This window comes from Rathayibacter sp. VKM Ac-2857 (assembly GCF_013205025.1).
Classification (GTDB): Bacteria; Actinomycetota; Actinomycetes; order Actinomycetales; family Microbacteriaceae; genus Rathayibacter.
In genome coordinates this window covers 117,830-133,328 of the sequence record NZ_JABMLE010000001.1, presented here as the reverse complement: position 1 = coordinate 133,328, position 15,499 = coordinate 117,830, and the positions used below count along the sequence as shown (strand labels likewise).

Genomic DNA, 15,499 nt, shown 5'->3' with positions numbered 1-15,499 from the left:
GCCTGTGCTCGAGCGCTGCGCGGGAGGCGGTTCCGGGGGTCAGCCCCCGCGCCGCTGTCGAGAGCCGCCGGTACCCTCGAGAGGATGCCCCGCGACCCGTGCGGGCCGGGGGAGGAGGCTCGCATGCCCGCAGCGCACACCGCCCTCGGCGAAGCGTTCTCTGCCTACCTCCGACTCTGGCGCGAGCTGCCGCGCGAGGCCCTCTCGCTCCTGCTCGCCGTGCCGCTGGCGCTGGCCGGGGCGTTCGCGACCGGCCTCGCCCTCGCTCTGGGTCTCGGCCTGATCGGCGTGCTGATCGGTGCGGTGTTCCTCCCGCTGGCGCTGCACACCGCGCGCGGCTTCGGCCGGGCGTCGCGCGCGCTCGACGTGCTCGCTGGCCGCCCGCGGATCGACGAGCCGCAGTGGCGCCGCCCGCCCTCGACCGTCGCCCCCGCCACCTTCGCGCTCTACGGGCCGGTGGTGGACGGGCACTACTGGCTGGCGCTGCTGCACACCCTGGTGGTCGCGCCGCTCCTCGCACTCGTCTTCGCCGCCGTCCTCGGGCTGTGGAGCTGGGCCGGCCTCGGCTCGCTGACAGCGCTGATCGGCGGGGACACGTCCGGGATCGTGCGGCTGGTGTCCGGGCAGTCCAGCGCGGTGCTCGGCGTTCCCGGGCCGCCCGCGGTGTTCCTGGCGCTGGCCGACGTCGCCCTCGTCGTCCTGTTCGTCTCGACCCTGCCGTTCGTCTCCCGCGGCCTCACCCTCGCCCGCTTCCTCGTCGACCGGCTCCTGCTCGGGCCCTGGGGCTCGGAGGCGCTCCAGCGCGAGGTCGCGGAGCTCAGCGTCTCCCGCGGTGCGGCCGTCGCCGCCGAGGACAGGGCGCTCCGGCGGCTCGAGCGCGACATCCACGACGGCCCGCAGCAGCGCCTGATCCGGGTGCAGATGGACCTGGGGTCGGCGCTGAGCCGGGTGCGGTCGGACCCCGACTCCGCGGCGATGCTGATCGGGGAGGCGCGCGAGCACGTCCGGTCGGCGCTCGACGAGCTGCGCGCGCTCTCCCGGGGAGTGGCACCGCCGATCCTGCAGGACCGCGGATTCGCGGCGGCGGTGCACTCGCTGGCCGCGATGAGCCCGGTGCCGGTCGAGGTGCTCGTCGAGCATCCGGTGGCGGAGGTGCCGCCCGAGGTCGAGCGCAGCGTCTACTTCGTCGTCGCCGAGCTGCTCGCGAACGCGTCGAAGCACGCGTCGGCGCGCGCGATCCGCGTGCACCTCGATGTGCGCGGGGTCGGTGGCGCAGGCGAGCGGTGGCTGGACGTCTGGGTCGTCGATGACGGAGTGGGCGGCGCGTCACCCCTGCCCGGGCACGGTCTGGAGGGGGTCGCCGGTCGGGTCAGCGGTCTGCGCGGGCTGTTCACGGTCGAGTCGCCCGCGGGCGGCCCGACGACCGTGGGCGTGCACGTGCCGTTCCGCCCGGTGCCCGCCCTATCCTGAGGGCGTGCCGCCCGCCTCACCGATCCGTGTCGCCCTCGCCGAGGACTCCGTCCTCCTGCGCGAGGGCCTGGTCCGACTCTTCGAGGACGCGGGGTTCGCCGTCGTCGGCGCGCACGGCGACGCCGAGGGACTGCTCGCAGCCGTCGCCGCGGAGCCCACCTCGGTCGACGTGGCCGTGCTCGACGTCCGCATGCCGCCGACCTTCCGCGACGAGGGCGTCCGCGCGGCGCTCGACCTGCGGCGCCTGCACCCGCGGATCGCCGTGCTCCTGCTCAGCCAGTACGTCGAGGTGACCTACGCGCACGAGCTGCTCGGCTCGGGCGAGGGCGGAATGGGGTACCTGCTGAAGGACCGCGTCGCCTCGGTGGAGGAGCTGCGCGACGCTGTCGAGCGCGTCGCGGCGGGCGGGACGGTGCTCGACCCGCAGGTCGTCGCGTCGCTGCTCCAGCGCAACCGCGACCCGCTGGCCCTCCTGACGCCGCGCGAGCGCGAGGTGCTCGAGGCGATGGCCGAGGGACGCACCAACGCCGGCATCGCCGCCGCGCTCTTCATCGGCGTCGGCGCGGTGGAGAAGAACGTCACCTCGATCTTCCAGAAGCTCGGGCTCGAGGACTCCGGCTCCGACCACCGCCGCGTCCTCGCGGTGCTGGCCTGGCTCCGCGCCGCGCGCTGAGCCGCTCGCGCGCCGCCCCGACCGACCAGTCGCGCGCCGACGGACCTTGCTGGTCGAGTAGCCCCTTAGGGGCGTATCGAGCGGCGAAGCCGCTTCGCGTCTCGGTGGTCAGGGAAAGGACGCGGCGACGCCGCGTCATGCTGGTCGAGTAGCCCCGCAGGGGCGTATCGAGACCCGCCACCACCAGCAGGGCGGGTCTGCATACTCAGCGTCCTGACGGTGGCGGATCTCGATACGCCCGCTCCGCGGGCTACTCGATCATCATGACTTTCCCCATACGTACTAGGTGATCTTTCCTAAGAGACCCACCCACCCCAAGAACGTCGGTCTCTTCCCCGCCCCGCGGCGGCGCCGAAGGCGCCCGCTCCACTCGCTGCGTCCGCTGCGCGGGCTACTCGATCAGCATGGATTCGGCAGCCGTCCCGCTCACTCGCTTCAGCGCCGTGCGCTCCGTGTCGTAGAGCGCCTTGACCTGCTCTGCGGTCAGAGCTCTGTCCCAGACGCGGATCTTCGCGAAGGTGCCCTTCGCGTAATTGCCGGGGCCCGAGGTGAGCTCGACCGCGCCGACCGTGAAGTCGCCGGCGTTCGGATTCAGCCCCTCGGTGAAGAGGTACGGGTTCTTGGCGTAGGTCGCACCCTTGTTGTCGACGAAGCGGGGGTAGGCGACCGAGGCGCCATCGAGGTACGAGACCGCGTAGGTGCCGTCGTAAGTACCCACGTGCAGCTGCCAGGTGTACCGGGTGAACTTGTCGCCCGAGGCCGAGTAGTCGCGGGAGTAGGGATAGCCGGGGGTCGGCCCGCCGGTGCGCGAGACGTGGAAGGCCGACCGCTCGTCGCCGCCGTACAGCCCGAGGTCGTAGAAGAGCCCGTAGGAGCGGCCGGCGCGCTCGCCGTGCTCGTTCCAGGCACCGGCGACGTAGCCGGTGCTGTCGTCGGTCATGTAGACCCAGCTCGCGACGGTGACCGCGTTGCCCGTTGCGCCGATCGTCAGGCGACCGGCCGACTCGAGCGGCACGCGGAGGAAGCTCGACCCGGTCATCGAGATCCCGGAGCCCCAGGGCGTCGACGTGGTCGTGGCCTTGGTCTTGCCCGCCTGCATCAGCGGCAGGTCGTTCGCGGTGGAGTAGTACGGCGCGGCGGACTGGGTGAAGTCCCACTGCGCGAGCGGCGCCGGGATGCCGGGGACCGTGGGGGGAGTGGTGGGCGTCGCGGTGGGGGTCGGCGTCGCGGTCGGGGTGGCAGTGGGGGTCGCCGTCGGCGTCGCGGTGGCGGTCGGCATCGCCGTGGGCGTCGGAGTCGCGATGGGCGTCGGCGGCGTCGTCGGGGCCGTGGCCGAGACGGTCAGCGCGATCGAGCCGCTGCTGCCGATGTTGCCGGCGGCGTCGCGGGCCTTGGCGATGATCACGTGCGGGGTCGTGGCGAGGCTCGACGTGGTGAGCGACCAGTCACCGGACGCCAGCTTCACGGCGTTCCCGACCCGGGTGGAGCCGGACCAGAACGAGAGGGCGGTGACTCCGACGTCGTCCGACGCGGTCGCGACGAGCGTCACGGTCCGCGGAACGGTGCTCCCGCTGGCCGGCGAGGTGATCCGCGCGGTCGGCTTCGTCGTGTCGGGCTTCGGAGCGCCGGTGGCGGTCGGCGTGGCGCTGGGAGTCGGCGCGGTCGTCGGGCTCGCGGTCGGCGAGGGGGTGGGCGTCGCGGTGGGCGTCGCCGACGGCACGGGGGTCTGCGTGGGGGAGGGACTCGGCGTCGCGGTCGGGGTGGGAGTGGCGCCCGAGTTCTGCACGGCGACGCGCAGGGCGGAGCTGTTCCCGATGTTCCCGGCCGCGTCCTTGCCCTTCGCCACGAAGACGTGCGAGCCCTCAGTCAGCGACCGGGTGTCGAGCGGCAGCGTCCAGACGCCCGCCTGCACGGTGGCGTAGCCCAGACGGCGGGTGCCCTCCCAGAACGAGAGCTGAGTGGTCCCGACCGCGTCCGTCGCCGTCGCCTTCAGGGAGATCGTCCCCGAGACCGTCGATCCGCTGGTCGGAGCGGTGATGCTCACGACCGGCTTCACCGTGTCGGCGGCGGCGCTCGCCGAGCTGCCGGGCGCGGTGGCCACCATCGGCACCAGGAGGAGGGCTGCGAGCGCTCCCATGATCGTCGCCCGTGCGGTTCGTCGTCGCATTGCTGTCCCCTTGTTCCGTCGGCCACGGAAATCCCCCCGGACCGGGGTCAGCCTAAGTCGTGCCGCCTCCTCCGCGCGTGCCCCGGACGGGGACAGATCGTGGTCGGGGCCCGACGACCGGCCAGGATCGCCTCTCCGGCGGTGCAGGACGCCCCTGCGACACTGGGATCCGGCGACCGCACCGTCCGCCGAGGAGGAGGACCGATCGCCATGGCTCGAGGAGCGCACCCCGACGCCCGACTGATCGCGCTGCCCGGCGGATCGCCCGTCGTCGCCGACTCGGCCTGGGTCGCGCCGGGCGCGACGCTCGTCGGGGCGGTCGAGCTGGGGGAGGAGTCGAGCGTCTGGTACGGCGCGGTCCTCCGCGCGGAGAGGGCGCGCATCCGCATCGGCCGCGGCAGCAATCTGCAGGACGGCGTGATCGTGCACGTCGACGAGGGCTTCGACGCGACTCTCGGCTCGGGGGTCTCGGTCGGGCACAACGCCGTGCTGCACGGCTGCACCCTCGAGTCCGACGTGCTGGTCGGGATGAACGCGACCGTCCTGAACGGGGCCGTGATCGGCTCCGGATCGCTCGTGGCCGCGGGCGCCGTCGTGCTCGAGGGCACGGTCGTGCCGCCGGGCTCCCTCGTCGCCGGTGTCCCGGCGAAGGTGCGCCGGGAGCTGTCGGAGCAGGAGCGCGACGGGATCCGCCGGAACGCGGCGTCGTACCTCGTGCTGGCCGATCTGCACCGGGGAGCGGCCGCGGCCGCCGAGACGGACTGAGGCGGTCGGGGAGCGCCAGGGGACCGATCGGCGCCAGAAGTTTCCGCTTCGACGACGGCCCTCTTTACCGTTCGTGAACAGGTTCCGCCGCGGCACTCCGGTGCGCGGTCGCCGCCCTCGGATCGACGGCTCGCCGATCGATCGGACACCTCTGCCTCCGTCCCACCCTTCCCGAGGAGAATCGTGTCCCTGCACCGACCCCGCCGTTCCCCCCTGATCGTCCTCGGCCTCGCCGTGGCGGTGCTCGCCGGAGGGGCGATCGCCCCCACCGCGGCCGCTGCAGCGCCGCCCGATCTGTCCGTCGTCGCCTTCGGCGACTCGATCACCCGAGCCGCGGCGACCTGCGGCACAGAGGACGACTGCCCCGTCAACTCCTGGGCGACCGGTTCCGCTCCCGAGGTCCGCTCCATCGCGACCCGCCTCCAGGAGGTGAACCCGCAGCGCACCGTCACGACCGACAACCGGGCGAAGTCCGGGAGCCGGATCGCCGAGGTCTCGGCGGAGGTCACCGCAGCGCAGGCGGCGGGAGCCGCCCCGGACGTGGTCACTCTGCTCATCGGGGGGAACGACCTCTGCAGTCCGAACGTCCCGGCCGGGCCCGACGGCTACGCGATGACGACCGCCGCGGACTTCTCCGCCTCGGCCTCGACGCTCCTCGGGCAGATCGGCTCGGCGTGGCCCCGGGCGACCGTGCTCCTCGGATCCATGCCGGACATCGCGTCCGAGTGGGAGGTCGTCCAGGGGACGCCCGGAAAGCTGTTCTGGGGGCTCTTCAGCATCTGCCGGACCACCCGCGGAGCGAAGGCCGACAATCACGTCCAGAGGGGGGCCGCCTTCGAGGCGGCGGTCGCCGCAGCCGCTGAGCGCACGCAGCAGTACAACGACGCACTGGCCGCGGCGTGCTCCGCGGTGGGACCGCAGTGCGTGTGGGACGGCGGCGCTCTCACCAGGACCCCCGTCACGAAGGACGTCCTCTCGACCGTCGACTACTTCCACCCGAACGTCGCCGGCCAGGCGCTGGTCGCGAGCGTCCTGTGGGGGCCGGAGGCGGTCCCCGCGTGGGCCGTCCCGCAGCCCTCGGCTCTCCCGGTACCTGCGGACATCCCGACCCTCGACGAGATCGGCATCGCCGACTCGACCGACAGTGCTCCCGACCGCTCGAGGACGCGGGTCGGCATGCCTGAGAACGTGACCGAGAGGGTGCAGCTCGGCCGCCCGGCCGACGCGCAGCCGTCCGCGGGAACCGGATCGCGGTCGGACGTCTCGCAGGCCGTGAGCGTCGGCCGGTAGCCCTGAGACGGCGCCATCGTCGCCGGATCGCGCCAGACGATCAGGGCCGGACAGGGGCTCAAGAAACGCCAGTTGATCGGTTCGCGCCACAAGTTGGCGGGTGGTGGAGGACCGCAATTACCGTTCACCACTGGGTTCCGCCGACTCCGTCCGCGGGCCCTTCTGCGGCCACCCGGCCGACGGAGCCGGAGGCCGATCGGTCTCGCTCCGCCCTCCTTCCTCACCGCCTTCGAGAAGAGCCATGTCCGTCCGTTCCCGCCTGTCCACCCTCGCCCTCGCGGCACTGCTCCTCGTCGGAGGAGCGGCCGCCGCCCCGTCCGCCGTCGCCGAGGAGGCCCCCGCGCTCTCGGTCGCCTCGTTCGGCGACTCGATCACCCGAGCCGCCACGACCTGCGGGGGCAGGGGCGACTGCCCCGTCAACTCCTGGGCCACCGGGTCCGCTCCCGCGGTCCACTCCGTCGCCAGCCGCCTCCAGGAGCTGAACCCGGGTCGCCGCGTCACGGCGACGAACTACGCGAAGTCGGGGAGCCGGGTCGCGGCGGTCGCCTCGGCGGTGTCGGCGGCGGCCGCCGCGGGTGCTCGACCCGATGTCGTGACCCTCCTGATCGGCGGCAACGACCTGTGCCACCCCGATGTCCGCGCCGGAGCCGACGGCTACGCACTGACGCCGGCGGACGCCTTCGCCGCCTCGGCGACGAGTGCCCTCCAGCGGATCCACTCGGCCTGGCCGGACGCGACCGTCCTCGTCGGCTCCGTACCCGACGTGGCGTCCGAGTGGGCAGCCGTCCAGAGCGGAGCCGGCGCGAAGGTCTGGCCCTCGGCGAAGCTATGCCGGACGACGCGAGGGGCCCTCGCGGACGGCGTCGTCCAGACCGGCGACGCCTTCACGAGGACGGTGGCCGCGGCCGCCGAGCGCACCCGCCGGTACGACGACGCCCTCGCCTCGGCCTGCGCCGCCGTGGGTCCGCACTGCGTGTGGGACGGCGGCTCCCTCAGCCGGACGGAGATCCGCCCGGAGATCGTCTCGAGCGTCGACTCCTTCCACCCGAACGTGCAGGGCCAGGCTCTGATCGCGCGGGTGCTCTGGGGTCCGGACGCGGTGCCCGCCTGGGCGGCGCAGCTCACGTCGCGGCCCTCTGCTCCGATCACCACGTCCGCTCCGGCCACCACCCCTGCTCCGACGAGCACGCCGGCTCCGGCGGCGCCTCCTGCTCCCGGCGGTACCCGCCGGACGGCGAAGACGGTGACTCCCGCACGATTCGCCACCCCCGCGCCCGCGGCCTCGCGTGCTCCGGCGCCCGGTCCGTCCGGCCGAGCGCTGGTCGGCGTGAAGGACACGACCGCCCCGGCGGTGCGGATCACGAGCCCGAGCACCGGAAGCACCGTCGCCGGGAGCGCCGTGCTGACGGTGGTCGCGGACGACGACACCGCCTCGGTCGTGTTCTCGAGCGAGGGTCGCCGCCTCGGCTCGGCCCGGCACGCGGCGAACGGCAGCTGGACGCTGGCCGTCTCGACCAGGGGCTTCCCGAAGGGCGAGCACGACCTCCTGGCCACCGCCACCGACCGCTCGGGCAACGCGGGGACGAGCGCCCCGGTCACCGTCACGGTCCGCTGACCCGGCCGGACACGTCCGCGCGGGGGAGCGAGGTCTTGCCGCGCGGACGCCGCCGCGCCATGCTCGTCTCAGCTCCCTCGCCCCCCTCCGCTCAGCGGCGGAACACGCCCGGCTCGCCGTGCCGTGCGACCTCGCCTCGACGCTCCACGAAGGCCCCGCCATGCGCGCGCGTCCGAACCGCCGCCCTCTCCGCTTCGCCGTCGCGCTGGGCACCGCGCTGCTGGTCCTCGCGAGCGCCGCCGTCCCGGTCGCCGCGGCCGAGCCCGCCACGATCTCGGTCCTCGCGCTCGGCGACTCGATCAGCCAGGGGAGAGCGAGCTGCACGACCAAGGCCGACTGCCCGGTCAACTCCTGGTCGACCGGCTCGGCGCCGGCCGTCCGCTCCATCGCCACCCGGCTGCAGGAGATCGCGCCGGGCAGCGTCGTCAGCACGGCCAACTACGCGAAGTCCGGGAGCAGGATCCGGGCCGTGGCCGCGATGGTGACCTCGGCGGCGGCGGCGGGAGCGTCGCCCGACGTCGTCACCCTGATGATCGGCGGCAACGACCTCTGCCACGGCGACCTCTACCCGGCGGCCGACGGCTACACGATGACGACGGCGGCGGCGTTCTCGACGTCCGCCTCGAGCCTGCTGCAGCAGATCGGCAGTGCCTGGCCCACCACGACGATCCTGCTGGGCTCGGTGCCGGACGTCGCCTCGGAGTGGGCGGGACTGCGCGGGGGACCGGCCGAGCCTGTCTGGGTCGCGAGCAAGCTGTGCCGGACGACCCGCGGAGTCACGGATACGGGAGTGCCCTTGACCGGCGAGGCGCAGACCGCTTCGGCCGCGGCCGCGGCTCTGCGCACCGAGCAGTACGACCGCGCGCTGGCGTCGGCCTGCGCCGCGGTCGGTCCGCGCTGCGTCTGGGACGGCGGCGCCTTCACCGCCACACCGCTCACCCCGGACATCGTGTCGACCGTGGACTGGTTCCACCCGAACGCGCGCGGCCAGGCCCTGATCGCGGACGTGCTCTGGGGTCCGGAGCGGGTGCCGGCCTGGGCCGCGCGCTTCGCCGCGACGACGGCCACGCCGCTTCCGACCGCGACGCCGACCTCCACTCCTGAGCCGACGGCGTCCCCCGCTCCTGAACCGACGGCGACTCCGACTCCCGTGCCGACGGAGTCTCCTGTTCCGACGGTCACGCCCACGGCGACCGCACCTGCGGAGCCCGAGCCCAGTGCCGCCCCGACACCGGAACCGACGTCCGCGCCCACCTCGCCCGCCACACCTGTGCCGACTCCGTCCGCGGCGCCCACGGCGGACACTCCGGAACCGAGTCCGCTCCCGACCGCGGCGCCGACGCCGAAACCGACTGCAACCCCGATCTCGACGCCGACTCCGACGCCCGCACCCTCACCATCGGCGACACCCGCGCCGACTGCGACGCCGCGACCGACCGTTCCGCCGAGTGCCGTGCCGAGCAGCACGCCGACGCCGTCCGTGACGCCGGCTCCGACGCGCACGCCGACCGCGAGCCCGACTCCGACTCCGACACGCACGGCGACCGCCACCCCGACGCCGACCCGCACACCTTCCGCGACGCCGACGCCGACCCGCACACCGTCCGCGACACCGACACCGACACCGGTCCGCGACACGACCGCCCTCGTCGCCCGCATCACCAGCCCGGCCGCGGGCAGCACGGTGGTCGGGACGGTCACGCTGGTCGCCGTCTCCGACCCGGACACCGCGTCGCTCGTCTTCTGGAGCGGAAAGACCCGGATCGGCGCGGCCAAGCAGGCCGCCGACGGCAGTTGGACACTCACCGTCTCGACGGGCGGATTCACGAAGGGATCGCACCCGGTCACCGCCAAGCCGGTCGATCGCGCGGGGAACACCTCGACGAGCGCGGCGATCACCCTGACCGTTCGCTGACCAGCGGGGGACGCCACCGGGCGTCCGTGCGACCGCGGAGGTCCTCGCGGAAGCGGTGAGCGGCGCACCGAAGGATTCGACTTGTGCCGCGCCTCACCTAAGGGGGGAGCAGGCCGGTCGTGAGGCGGCATCGCGTTGCGGTGGCGTCGGCCAGGCTCGGATCAGCCGGCCTCGCCGGAGAGGTCCGGCTCCCGCAGCGGCACGTCTCCGGGTGGGATCCGGCCGTTCCCCTCCCCGTCCCCCGGTCGCCCGGTCGACGGAGCCCGCGCCTCCGCGGTGCTCTGCTGCCGCAGCACCACGTCGTCCCACGAGAGCTGAGTCATGCCTCCGCGCCCGGCCCGCCGTTCCCCCCTGTCCGTCCTCCTTCTCCTCCTCGCGCTCGTCCTCGCGGGCGGGGCCGCGGTCCCCGCCGCAGCCGCCGAGCCCGCGCCCACCCTCTCGGTCGTCTCCTTCGGCGACTCGATCACTCGCGGAGCCTCCAGCTGCGGCACACGAGCCGACTGCCCGGTCAACTCCTGGTCGACCGGGAGCGCGAGCGCGGTCCGCTCGATCGCCACCCGACTCCAGGAGGTGAACCCGGGCAGCGTCGTCACGACGGCGAACTACGCGAAGTCCGGCAGCCGGATCGCCACCGTGCCCGCGACCGTGACCGCCGCGGCCTCGGCGGGCGCGGACCCCGACGTCGTGACCCTCCTCGTCGGCGGCAACGACCTCTGCCACCCCGACCTCACGGGAGCCGCGGACGGGTACGCGATGACGCCGGCCCCATCCTTCGCGGCGTCGGCGTCGAGCATCCTGCGCCAGATCGGCTCGACCTGGCCCGAGGCGACCGTCCTCGTCGGCTCGATGCCGGACATCGCGTCCGAGTGGGCGGGCCTGCGCGGCGGACCCGCGGAGGCGGGCTGGCCCGCCAACCGCCTCTGCCGCACGACCCGCGGAGCGACGGCCGACAACGTCGTCCAGACGGGTGACGCCTACACCGCTGCGGTGACCGCCGCCGCCCTGCGCACCCAGCAGTTCAACGACGCTCTCGCGTCGGCCTGCTCGGCGATCGGACCCCGCTGCAACTGGGACGGCGGCGCCTTCACCGCGACCGCCGTCTCGCCCGACATCGTCTCGACCGTCGACTACTTCCACCCCAATGCCCGCGGTCAGGCCCTCATCGCCGGCATCCTCTGGGGCCCGGAGGCGGTGCCCGCGTGGGCCGCCCCGGCTGGCACGCCGACGCCGACCGCGACCGCGACCGCGACGCCGACGCCGACCGCGACGCCCACACCGACCGCCACGCCCACGGTGACTCCGACTCCGACGCCGAGCGCTTCCCCCGCGGCAACGGCGACACCGGAGCCGGCCGATACGCCCGCACCCGCCGACACCCCCGCACCGACCGCGACCCCCGCGCCCGTGGCGACGCCGACCGCGACGCCGACGCCGACTCCGACGGCGGCTCCCACGGCGACGGCGGCTCCGACGCCCACGCAGACCCCGACTCCGACTCCGACTGCGACCCCGACACGCACGCCGACCCCGACGCCCGCTCGCGACACGACGGCGCCGACCGCGCGGATCACCAGTCCGACCGCGGGCAGCACCGTCGTCGGGACGACGACTCTCATCGCAGTCGCGGACGCCGACACGACGTCCCTCGTCTTCTGGACGGGGAGCACGCGGATCGGGACCGCGAAGCAGGCGGCCGACGGCACCTGGAAGCTGACGGTCTCCACCAAGGGCTTCCCGAAGGGCGAGCACCAGGTGGTGGCGAAGGCGACGGACGCCGCGGGCAACACCGCGACGAGCGCCCCGGTCGCCGTCACCGTCCGGTGAGCTCCGCCCCCGCATGCTGATCGAGTAGCCCTCGCCGAGGGCGTATCGAGATCCACCCCTGCTGGGCACGGCGGGTCTCGATACGCCGCTGCGCGGCTACTCGACCAGCATGGGGATGGCGCGCCGCGGCTACTCGACCAGTGCGGGGAGAAGAAGAGATGGAGGGGCTGACGAGAATCGAACTCGCATCATCTGTTTGGAAGACAGAGGCTTTACCACTAAGCTACAGCCCCGAAATCGGCGGTACCAGCGCCTCGGGTCGCCCTCTCGAGCGCGGCCCGTCGTCTCGACCGGGCACCAGGACACTGTAGTACACGACGGGAAGCGGCCGCGACGCGGACCCGCACGGCCGGGCCCGCGCGCCTGTTCCGGCCGCAGGAGTGCGGTGCAGTACACTTGCGAAGGCCATTTCGGCGTGTCGCGCCAGTGACCGTGCAGGAAGGGCTCGACGAGAGTCCTCATCGGCACGGTGCACCGGCCCGCGCAACCGGGGCGTAGCTCAGCTTGGCTAGAGCGCCCGCTTTGGGAGCGGGAGGTCGCAGGTTCGAATCCTGTCGCCCCGACCACGAGTACTCATCGTGACGACATCGACCCGTGACGACCGGTCACACGGCGCCGACACCAACCAGCACAGGAGATCCCCTCACGTGAAGACCACGGTAGAAAAGCTGAGCCCGACCCGCGTCAAGCTCGCGATTTCGGTCACCCCGGACGAGCTCGGCCCCAGCATCACGCACGCCTACGGCCACATCGCCGAGCAGATCAACGTCCCCGGCTTCCGCAAGGGCAAGGTCCCGCCGGCGATCGTCGACCAGCGGGTCGGCAAGGCCGCCGTCCTCGAGCACGCGGTCAACGAGGGGCTCGACGGCTTCTACCGCGAGGCCGTCCGCGAGACCGAGGTGCGCCCCCTGGGCCGCCCGCAGGCCGACATCGTCGCCTGGCCGAGCGACAAGGACTTCACCGGCGACCTCGAGCTCGCCATCGAGGTCGACGTCCGCCCCGAGATCACCGTTCCCGACTACGACGGTCTCGCGCTGACGGTCGATGCGGCCGAGGTGACCGACGCCGACGTCGACGCCGAGCTCGACAAGCTCCGCAGCCGCTTCGGCACGCTCGTCACCGTCGACCGCCCGGCCACCACCGGCGACTTCGCGCAGATCGACCTCATCGCGACCATCGACGGCGTCGAGGTCGACACGGCCAACGCCATCTCCTACGAGCTCGGCTCGGGCGAGCTGATCGAGGGCATCGACGAGGCGCTCGACTCGCTCACCGCGGGGGAGAGCACCACGTTCACCGCGCCGCTGCTCGGCGGCGACCACGCCGGCCAGCAGGCCGAGATCGCCGTGACGCTCACCGCCGTCAAGGAGCGCGAGCTCCCCGACGCCGACGACGACTTCGCGCAGATCGCCAGCGAGTTCGACACCATCGCCGAGCTGCGCGACTCGCTCAAGGAGCAGGCCGCCCAGCAGAAGACCTTCGGTCAGGGCGGCCAGGCGCGCGAGAAGCTCGTCGAGGCCCTCCTCGGTCTCGTCGAGGTCCCCGTCCCCGCCGCGCTCGTCGAGGACGAGGTGCACCGCCACCTCGAGGGCGAGAACCGCCTCGAGGACGCCGAGCACCGCGCCGAGGTCACCGAGGCCAGCGAGAAGACCTTCAAGACCCAGATCCTCCTCGACCACGTCGTCGAGCAGGAGAAGGTCCAGGTCAGCCAGGACGAGCTCACGCAGTACCTCATCCAGGGTGCGGCGCAGTACGGCATGGAGCCGAACGAGTTCATCAAGATCCTCTCCGAGAACAACCAGATCGGCCAGATGGTCGGCGAGGTCGCCCGCAACAAGGCGCTCGCGATCGTCCTCGGCAAGGCGAAGGTCACCGACACCGAGGGCAACGCCGTCGACCTGACCGCGTTCACCGCCGTTCCCGGCGACGACGCGGACGAGACCGCCACCGACGACGCCGCGACCGACGAGGTCGACGCGCCCGCCGCCGAGGTCGTCGAGGAGGCCGTCGTCGAGGAGGCCCCCGCCGCCGCCGAGGCCCCCGCCGCCGAGGAGGAGGCCGCTCCGGCCCCCAAGAAGAAGCGCGCCCCCGCGAAGAAGAAGGCTCCGGCCGCCGAGGAGACCCCGGCCGCCGAGTAGTCCTCGACGCGAGAACGACAGGAGCCGCTCCCGGATCACCGGGGGCGGCTCTCGTCGTCCCGGCCCGACTCCGTGCCCGAGTCCCGCTCGCAGTCCGCCCCGGGCGAACACCGGCCGCTCCGGCTCCGCCCCCGGCGAACACGGCCGGATCGGCCGGGTGCCGTCCGATAGATTCGCCTCCGAAGCGACAACTGAAACGGAGCGACACATGGCCGAAATGGCGATGCCCAACAGTGTTTTCGACCGCCTTCTCAAGGACCGGATCATCTGGCTCGGTTCTGAGGTGCGCGACGACAACGCGAACGAGATCGCAGCGAAGCTCCTGCTCCTCGCGGCCGAGGACGCCGAGAAGGACATCTTCCTGTACATCAACTCGCCCGGCGGCTCGATCACCGCGGGAATGGCGATCTACGACACGATGCAGTTCGTCCCGAACGACATCGTGACGGTCGGCATCGGCATGGCGGCGTCCATGGGTCAGCTCCTGCTCACCGCGGGCACCCAGGGCAAGCGCTACATCACGCCGAACGCCCGCGTCCTGCTGCACCAGCCGCACGGCGGGTTCGGCGGCACCGCGTCCGACATTCAGACCCAGGCGCAGCTCATCCTCGACATGAAGAAGCGCCTCGCCGAGATCACCGCGCAGGCGACCGGCAAGACCGTCGAGCAGGTCAACGAGGACGGCGACCGCGACCGCTGGTTCAGCGCCGAGGAGGCCCTGGCCTACGGCTTCGTCGACCACATCCGCTCCTCGGCGACCGACGTCGCCGGCGGTGGCGGAACCGCCGCCGACAGCTGAGCCCCCCGACGCGCCGAGAGATCAGGAAGAGACAATGAACACACCCACCTTCGGCGGGACGGCCTTCGGCTCCGGAGCCGCGCCCTCCTCCCGCTACATCCTCCCCACGTTCGAGGAGCGCACGGCCTACGGCTACAAGCGCCAGGACCCCTACGCGAAGCTCTTCGAGGACCGCATCATCTTCCTCGGCGTGCAGGTCGACGACGCGTCCGCGGACGACATCATGGCCCAGCTCCTCGTGCTCGAGAGCCAGGACCCGGACCGCGACATCGTGATGTACATCAACTCGCCCGGTGGCTCGTTCACCGCGATGACGGCGATCTACGACACGATGCAGTACATCCGCCCGCACATCCAGACCGTCGTCCTCGGTCAGGCCGCGTCGGCCGCAGCGGTGCTCACCGCGGCGGGCACCCCCGGCAAGCGCCTGGCGCTGCCGAACGCGCGCATCCTGATCCACCAGCCGGCCGTGCAGCAGGGCGGTGGCCAGGCCTCGGACATCGAGATCCAGGCCGCCGAGATCATGCGCATGCGCGAGTGGCTCGAGAAGACGCTGTCCTTCCACTCCAACCGCTCCCCAGAGCAGGTCAAGAAGGACATCGACCGCGACAAGATCCTCGGCGCCGACGACGCGCTCGAGTACGGACTGATCGACCAGATCCTGACCAGCCGCAAGGGCGTTCCCGCCCTCACGGTCTGACCTCGGGAGACCGACCGATCGTCGAAGGGCCGGGAGGCGGAGCGATCCGCCGCCCGGCCCTTCCGCGTCCCGGGGGCCGATCCGTGCCCTCGAGATGTAGCAAACCGACACGAGCGGGGCAAAGGACCGCCGATCCGGCCCGC

The 15,499-nt window shown here is 73.0% G+C and carries 12 protein-coding genes and 2 tRNA genes; 11 read left to right on the top strand and 3 right to left on the bottom strand.

From position 1 onward, the window contains the following. Positions 1–123 precede the first annotated feature (123 nt). Complete coding sequence (locus HQQ86_RS00570) at positions 124–1,470, top strand: sensor histidine kinase (RefSeq protein ID WP_173285595.1); 1,347 nt, start codon at positions 124–126, stop codon at positions 1,468–1,470. A gap of 4 nt (positions 1,471–1,474) precedes the next feature. Then, entirely contained in the window at positions 1,475–2,143 is a 669-nt protein-coding gene (locus HQQ86_RS00565) for a response regulator transcription factor (RefSeq protein WP_173285594.1), read from the top strand. A 391-nt stretch (positions 2,144–2,534) separates the two neighbouring features. On the opposite strand, the gene HQQ86_RS00560 is transcribed toward HQQ86_RS00565, so the two are convergent. Beyond that, complete coding sequence (locus HQQ86_RS00560) at positions 2,535–4,310, bottom strand: Ig-like domain-containing protein (RefSeq protein ID WP_173285592.1); 1,776 nt, start codon at positions 4,308–4,310, stop codon at positions 2,535–2,537. A gap of 210 nt (positions 4,311–4,520) precedes the next feature. Here HQQ86_RS00560 and HQQ86_RS00555 point away from each other — a divergent pair, with 210 nt between their 5' ends. The 4 genes from HQQ86_RS00555 to HQQ86_RS00540 all read left to right on the top strand — a co-directional run bounded on the left by HQQ86_RS00555 (position 4,521) and on the right by HQQ86_RS00540 (position 9,895). Further along, positions 4,521–5,075: a gamma carbonic anhydrase family protein gene (locus HQQ86_RS00555; RefSeq protein WP_173285590.1), complete on the top strand. Its 555-nt coding sequence runs from the start codon at positions 4,521–4,523 to the stop codon at positions 5,073–5,075. Between the two features lie 183 nt (positions 5,076–5,258). Further along, entirely contained in the window at positions 5,259–6,365 is a 1,107-nt protein-coding gene (locus HQQ86_RS00550) for a GDSL-type esterase/lipase family protein (protein WP_173285588.1), read from the top strand. 241 nt (positions 6,366–6,606) lie between these two features. Continuing rightward, positions 6,607–7,980, top strand: a complete 1,374-nt coding sequence (locus tag HQQ86_RS00545; RefSeq protein WP_173285586.1) for a GDSL-type esterase/lipase family protein — start codon at positions 6,607–6,609, stop codon at positions 7,978–7,980. Positions 7,981–8,140: 160 nt separating this feature from the next. Beyond that, positions 8,141–9,895, top strand: coding sequence for a GDSL-type esterase/lipase family protein (locus tag HQQ86_RS00540; protein WP_173285584.1), 1,755 nt, complete (start codon positions 8,141–8,143; stop codon positions 9,893–9,895). 161 nt (positions 9,896–10,056) lie between these two features. Here HQQ86_RS00540 and HQQ86_RS00535 read toward each other — a convergent pair whose 3' ends face one another. Beyond that, positions 10,057–10,218: a hypothetical protein gene (locus tag HQQ86_RS00535; protein ID WP_173285582.1), complete on the bottom strand. Its 162-nt coding sequence runs from the start codon at positions 10,216–10,218 to the stop codon at positions 10,057–10,059. On the opposite strand from HQQ86_RS00535, the gene HQQ86_RS00530 reads away from it, so the two are divergent. Then, positions 10,217–11,719 carry a GDSL-type esterase/lipase family protein gene (locus HQQ86_RS00530; protein WP_173285580.1) on the top strand — a complete coding sequence of 501 codons (1,503 nt, stop codon included), beginning with the start codon at positions 10,217–10,219 and terminating at the stop codon, positions 11,717–11,719. The genes HQQ86_RS00535 and HQQ86_RS00530 overlap by 2 nt on opposite strands. A 159-nt stretch (positions 11,720–11,878) precedes the next feature. Here the strand turns inward: HQQ86_RS00530 and HQQ86_RS00525 are convergent. Beyond that, positions 11,879–11,952 (bottom strand) — tRNA-Gly (locus HQQ86_RS00525). A gap of 255 nt (positions 11,953–12,207) precedes the next feature. On the opposite strand from HQQ86_RS00525, the gene HQQ86_RS00520 reads away from it, so the two are divergent. The 4 genes from HQQ86_RS00520 to HQQ86_RS00505 all read left to right on the top strand — a co-directional run bounded on the left by HQQ86_RS00520 (position 12,208) and on the right by HQQ86_RS00505 (position 15,356). Then, positions 12,208–12,285: transfer RNA gene (locus HQQ86_RS00520), tRNA-Pro, on the top strand. Positions 12,286–12,366: 81 nt separating this feature from the next. After that, a complete protein-coding gene (gene tig, locus HQQ86_RS00515; RefSeq protein ID WP_173285578.1) occupies positions 12,367–13,857 on the top strand; it encodes a trigger factor in 1,491 nt (496 codons plus the stop codon). Between the two features lie 157 nt (positions 13,858–14,014). After that, positions 14,015–14,656 (top strand): ATP-dependent Clp protease proteolytic subunit, encoded by a 642-nt coding sequence (locus HQQ86_RS00510; RefSeq protein WP_279630792.1) that lies wholly within the window; start codon positions 14,015–14,017, stop codon positions 14,654–14,656. 34 nt (positions 14,657–14,690) lie between these two features. Continuing rightward, complete coding sequence (locus HQQ86_RS00505; protein WP_123445811.1) at positions 14,691–15,356, top strand: ATP-dependent Clp protease proteolytic subunit; 666 nt, start codon at positions 14,691–14,693, stop codon at positions 15,354–15,356. Positions 15,357–15,499 lie beyond the last annotated feature (143 nt).

Coding starts and splice junctions, on each gene's coding strand:
- HQQ86_RS00570 (WP_173285595.1), top strand. CDS start 124: ATGCCCGCAGCGCACACCGCCCTCGGCGAAGCGTTCTCTGCCTACCTC.
- HQQ86_RS00560 (WP_173285592.1), bottom strand. CDS start 4,310: ATGCGACGACGAACCGCACGGGCGACGATCATGGGAGCGCTCGCAGCC.
- HQQ86_RS00555 (WP_173285590.1), top strand. CDS start 4,521: ATGGCTCGAGGAGCGCACCCCGACGCCCGACTGATCGCGCTGCCCGGC.
- HQQ86_RS00545 (WP_173285586.1), top strand. CDS start 6,607: ATGTCCGTCCGTTCCCGCCTGTCCACCCTCGCCCTCGCGGCACTGCTC.
- HQQ86_RS00540 (WP_173285584.1), top strand. CDS start 8,141: ATGCGCGCGCGTCCGAACCGCCGCCCTCTCCGCTTCGCCGTCGCGCTG.
- HQQ86_RS00530 (WP_173285580.1), top strand. CDS start 10,217: ATGCCTCCGCGCCCGGCCCGCCGTTCCCCCCTGTCCGTCCTCCTTCTC.
- HQQ86_RS00535 (WP_173285582.1), bottom strand. CDS start 10,218: ATGACTCAGCTCTCGTGGGACGACGTGGTGCTGCGGCAGCAGAGCACC.
- HQQ86_RS00505 (WP_123445811.1), top strand. CDS start 14,691: ATGAACACACCCACCTTCGGCGGGACGGCCTTCGGCTCCGGAGCCGCG.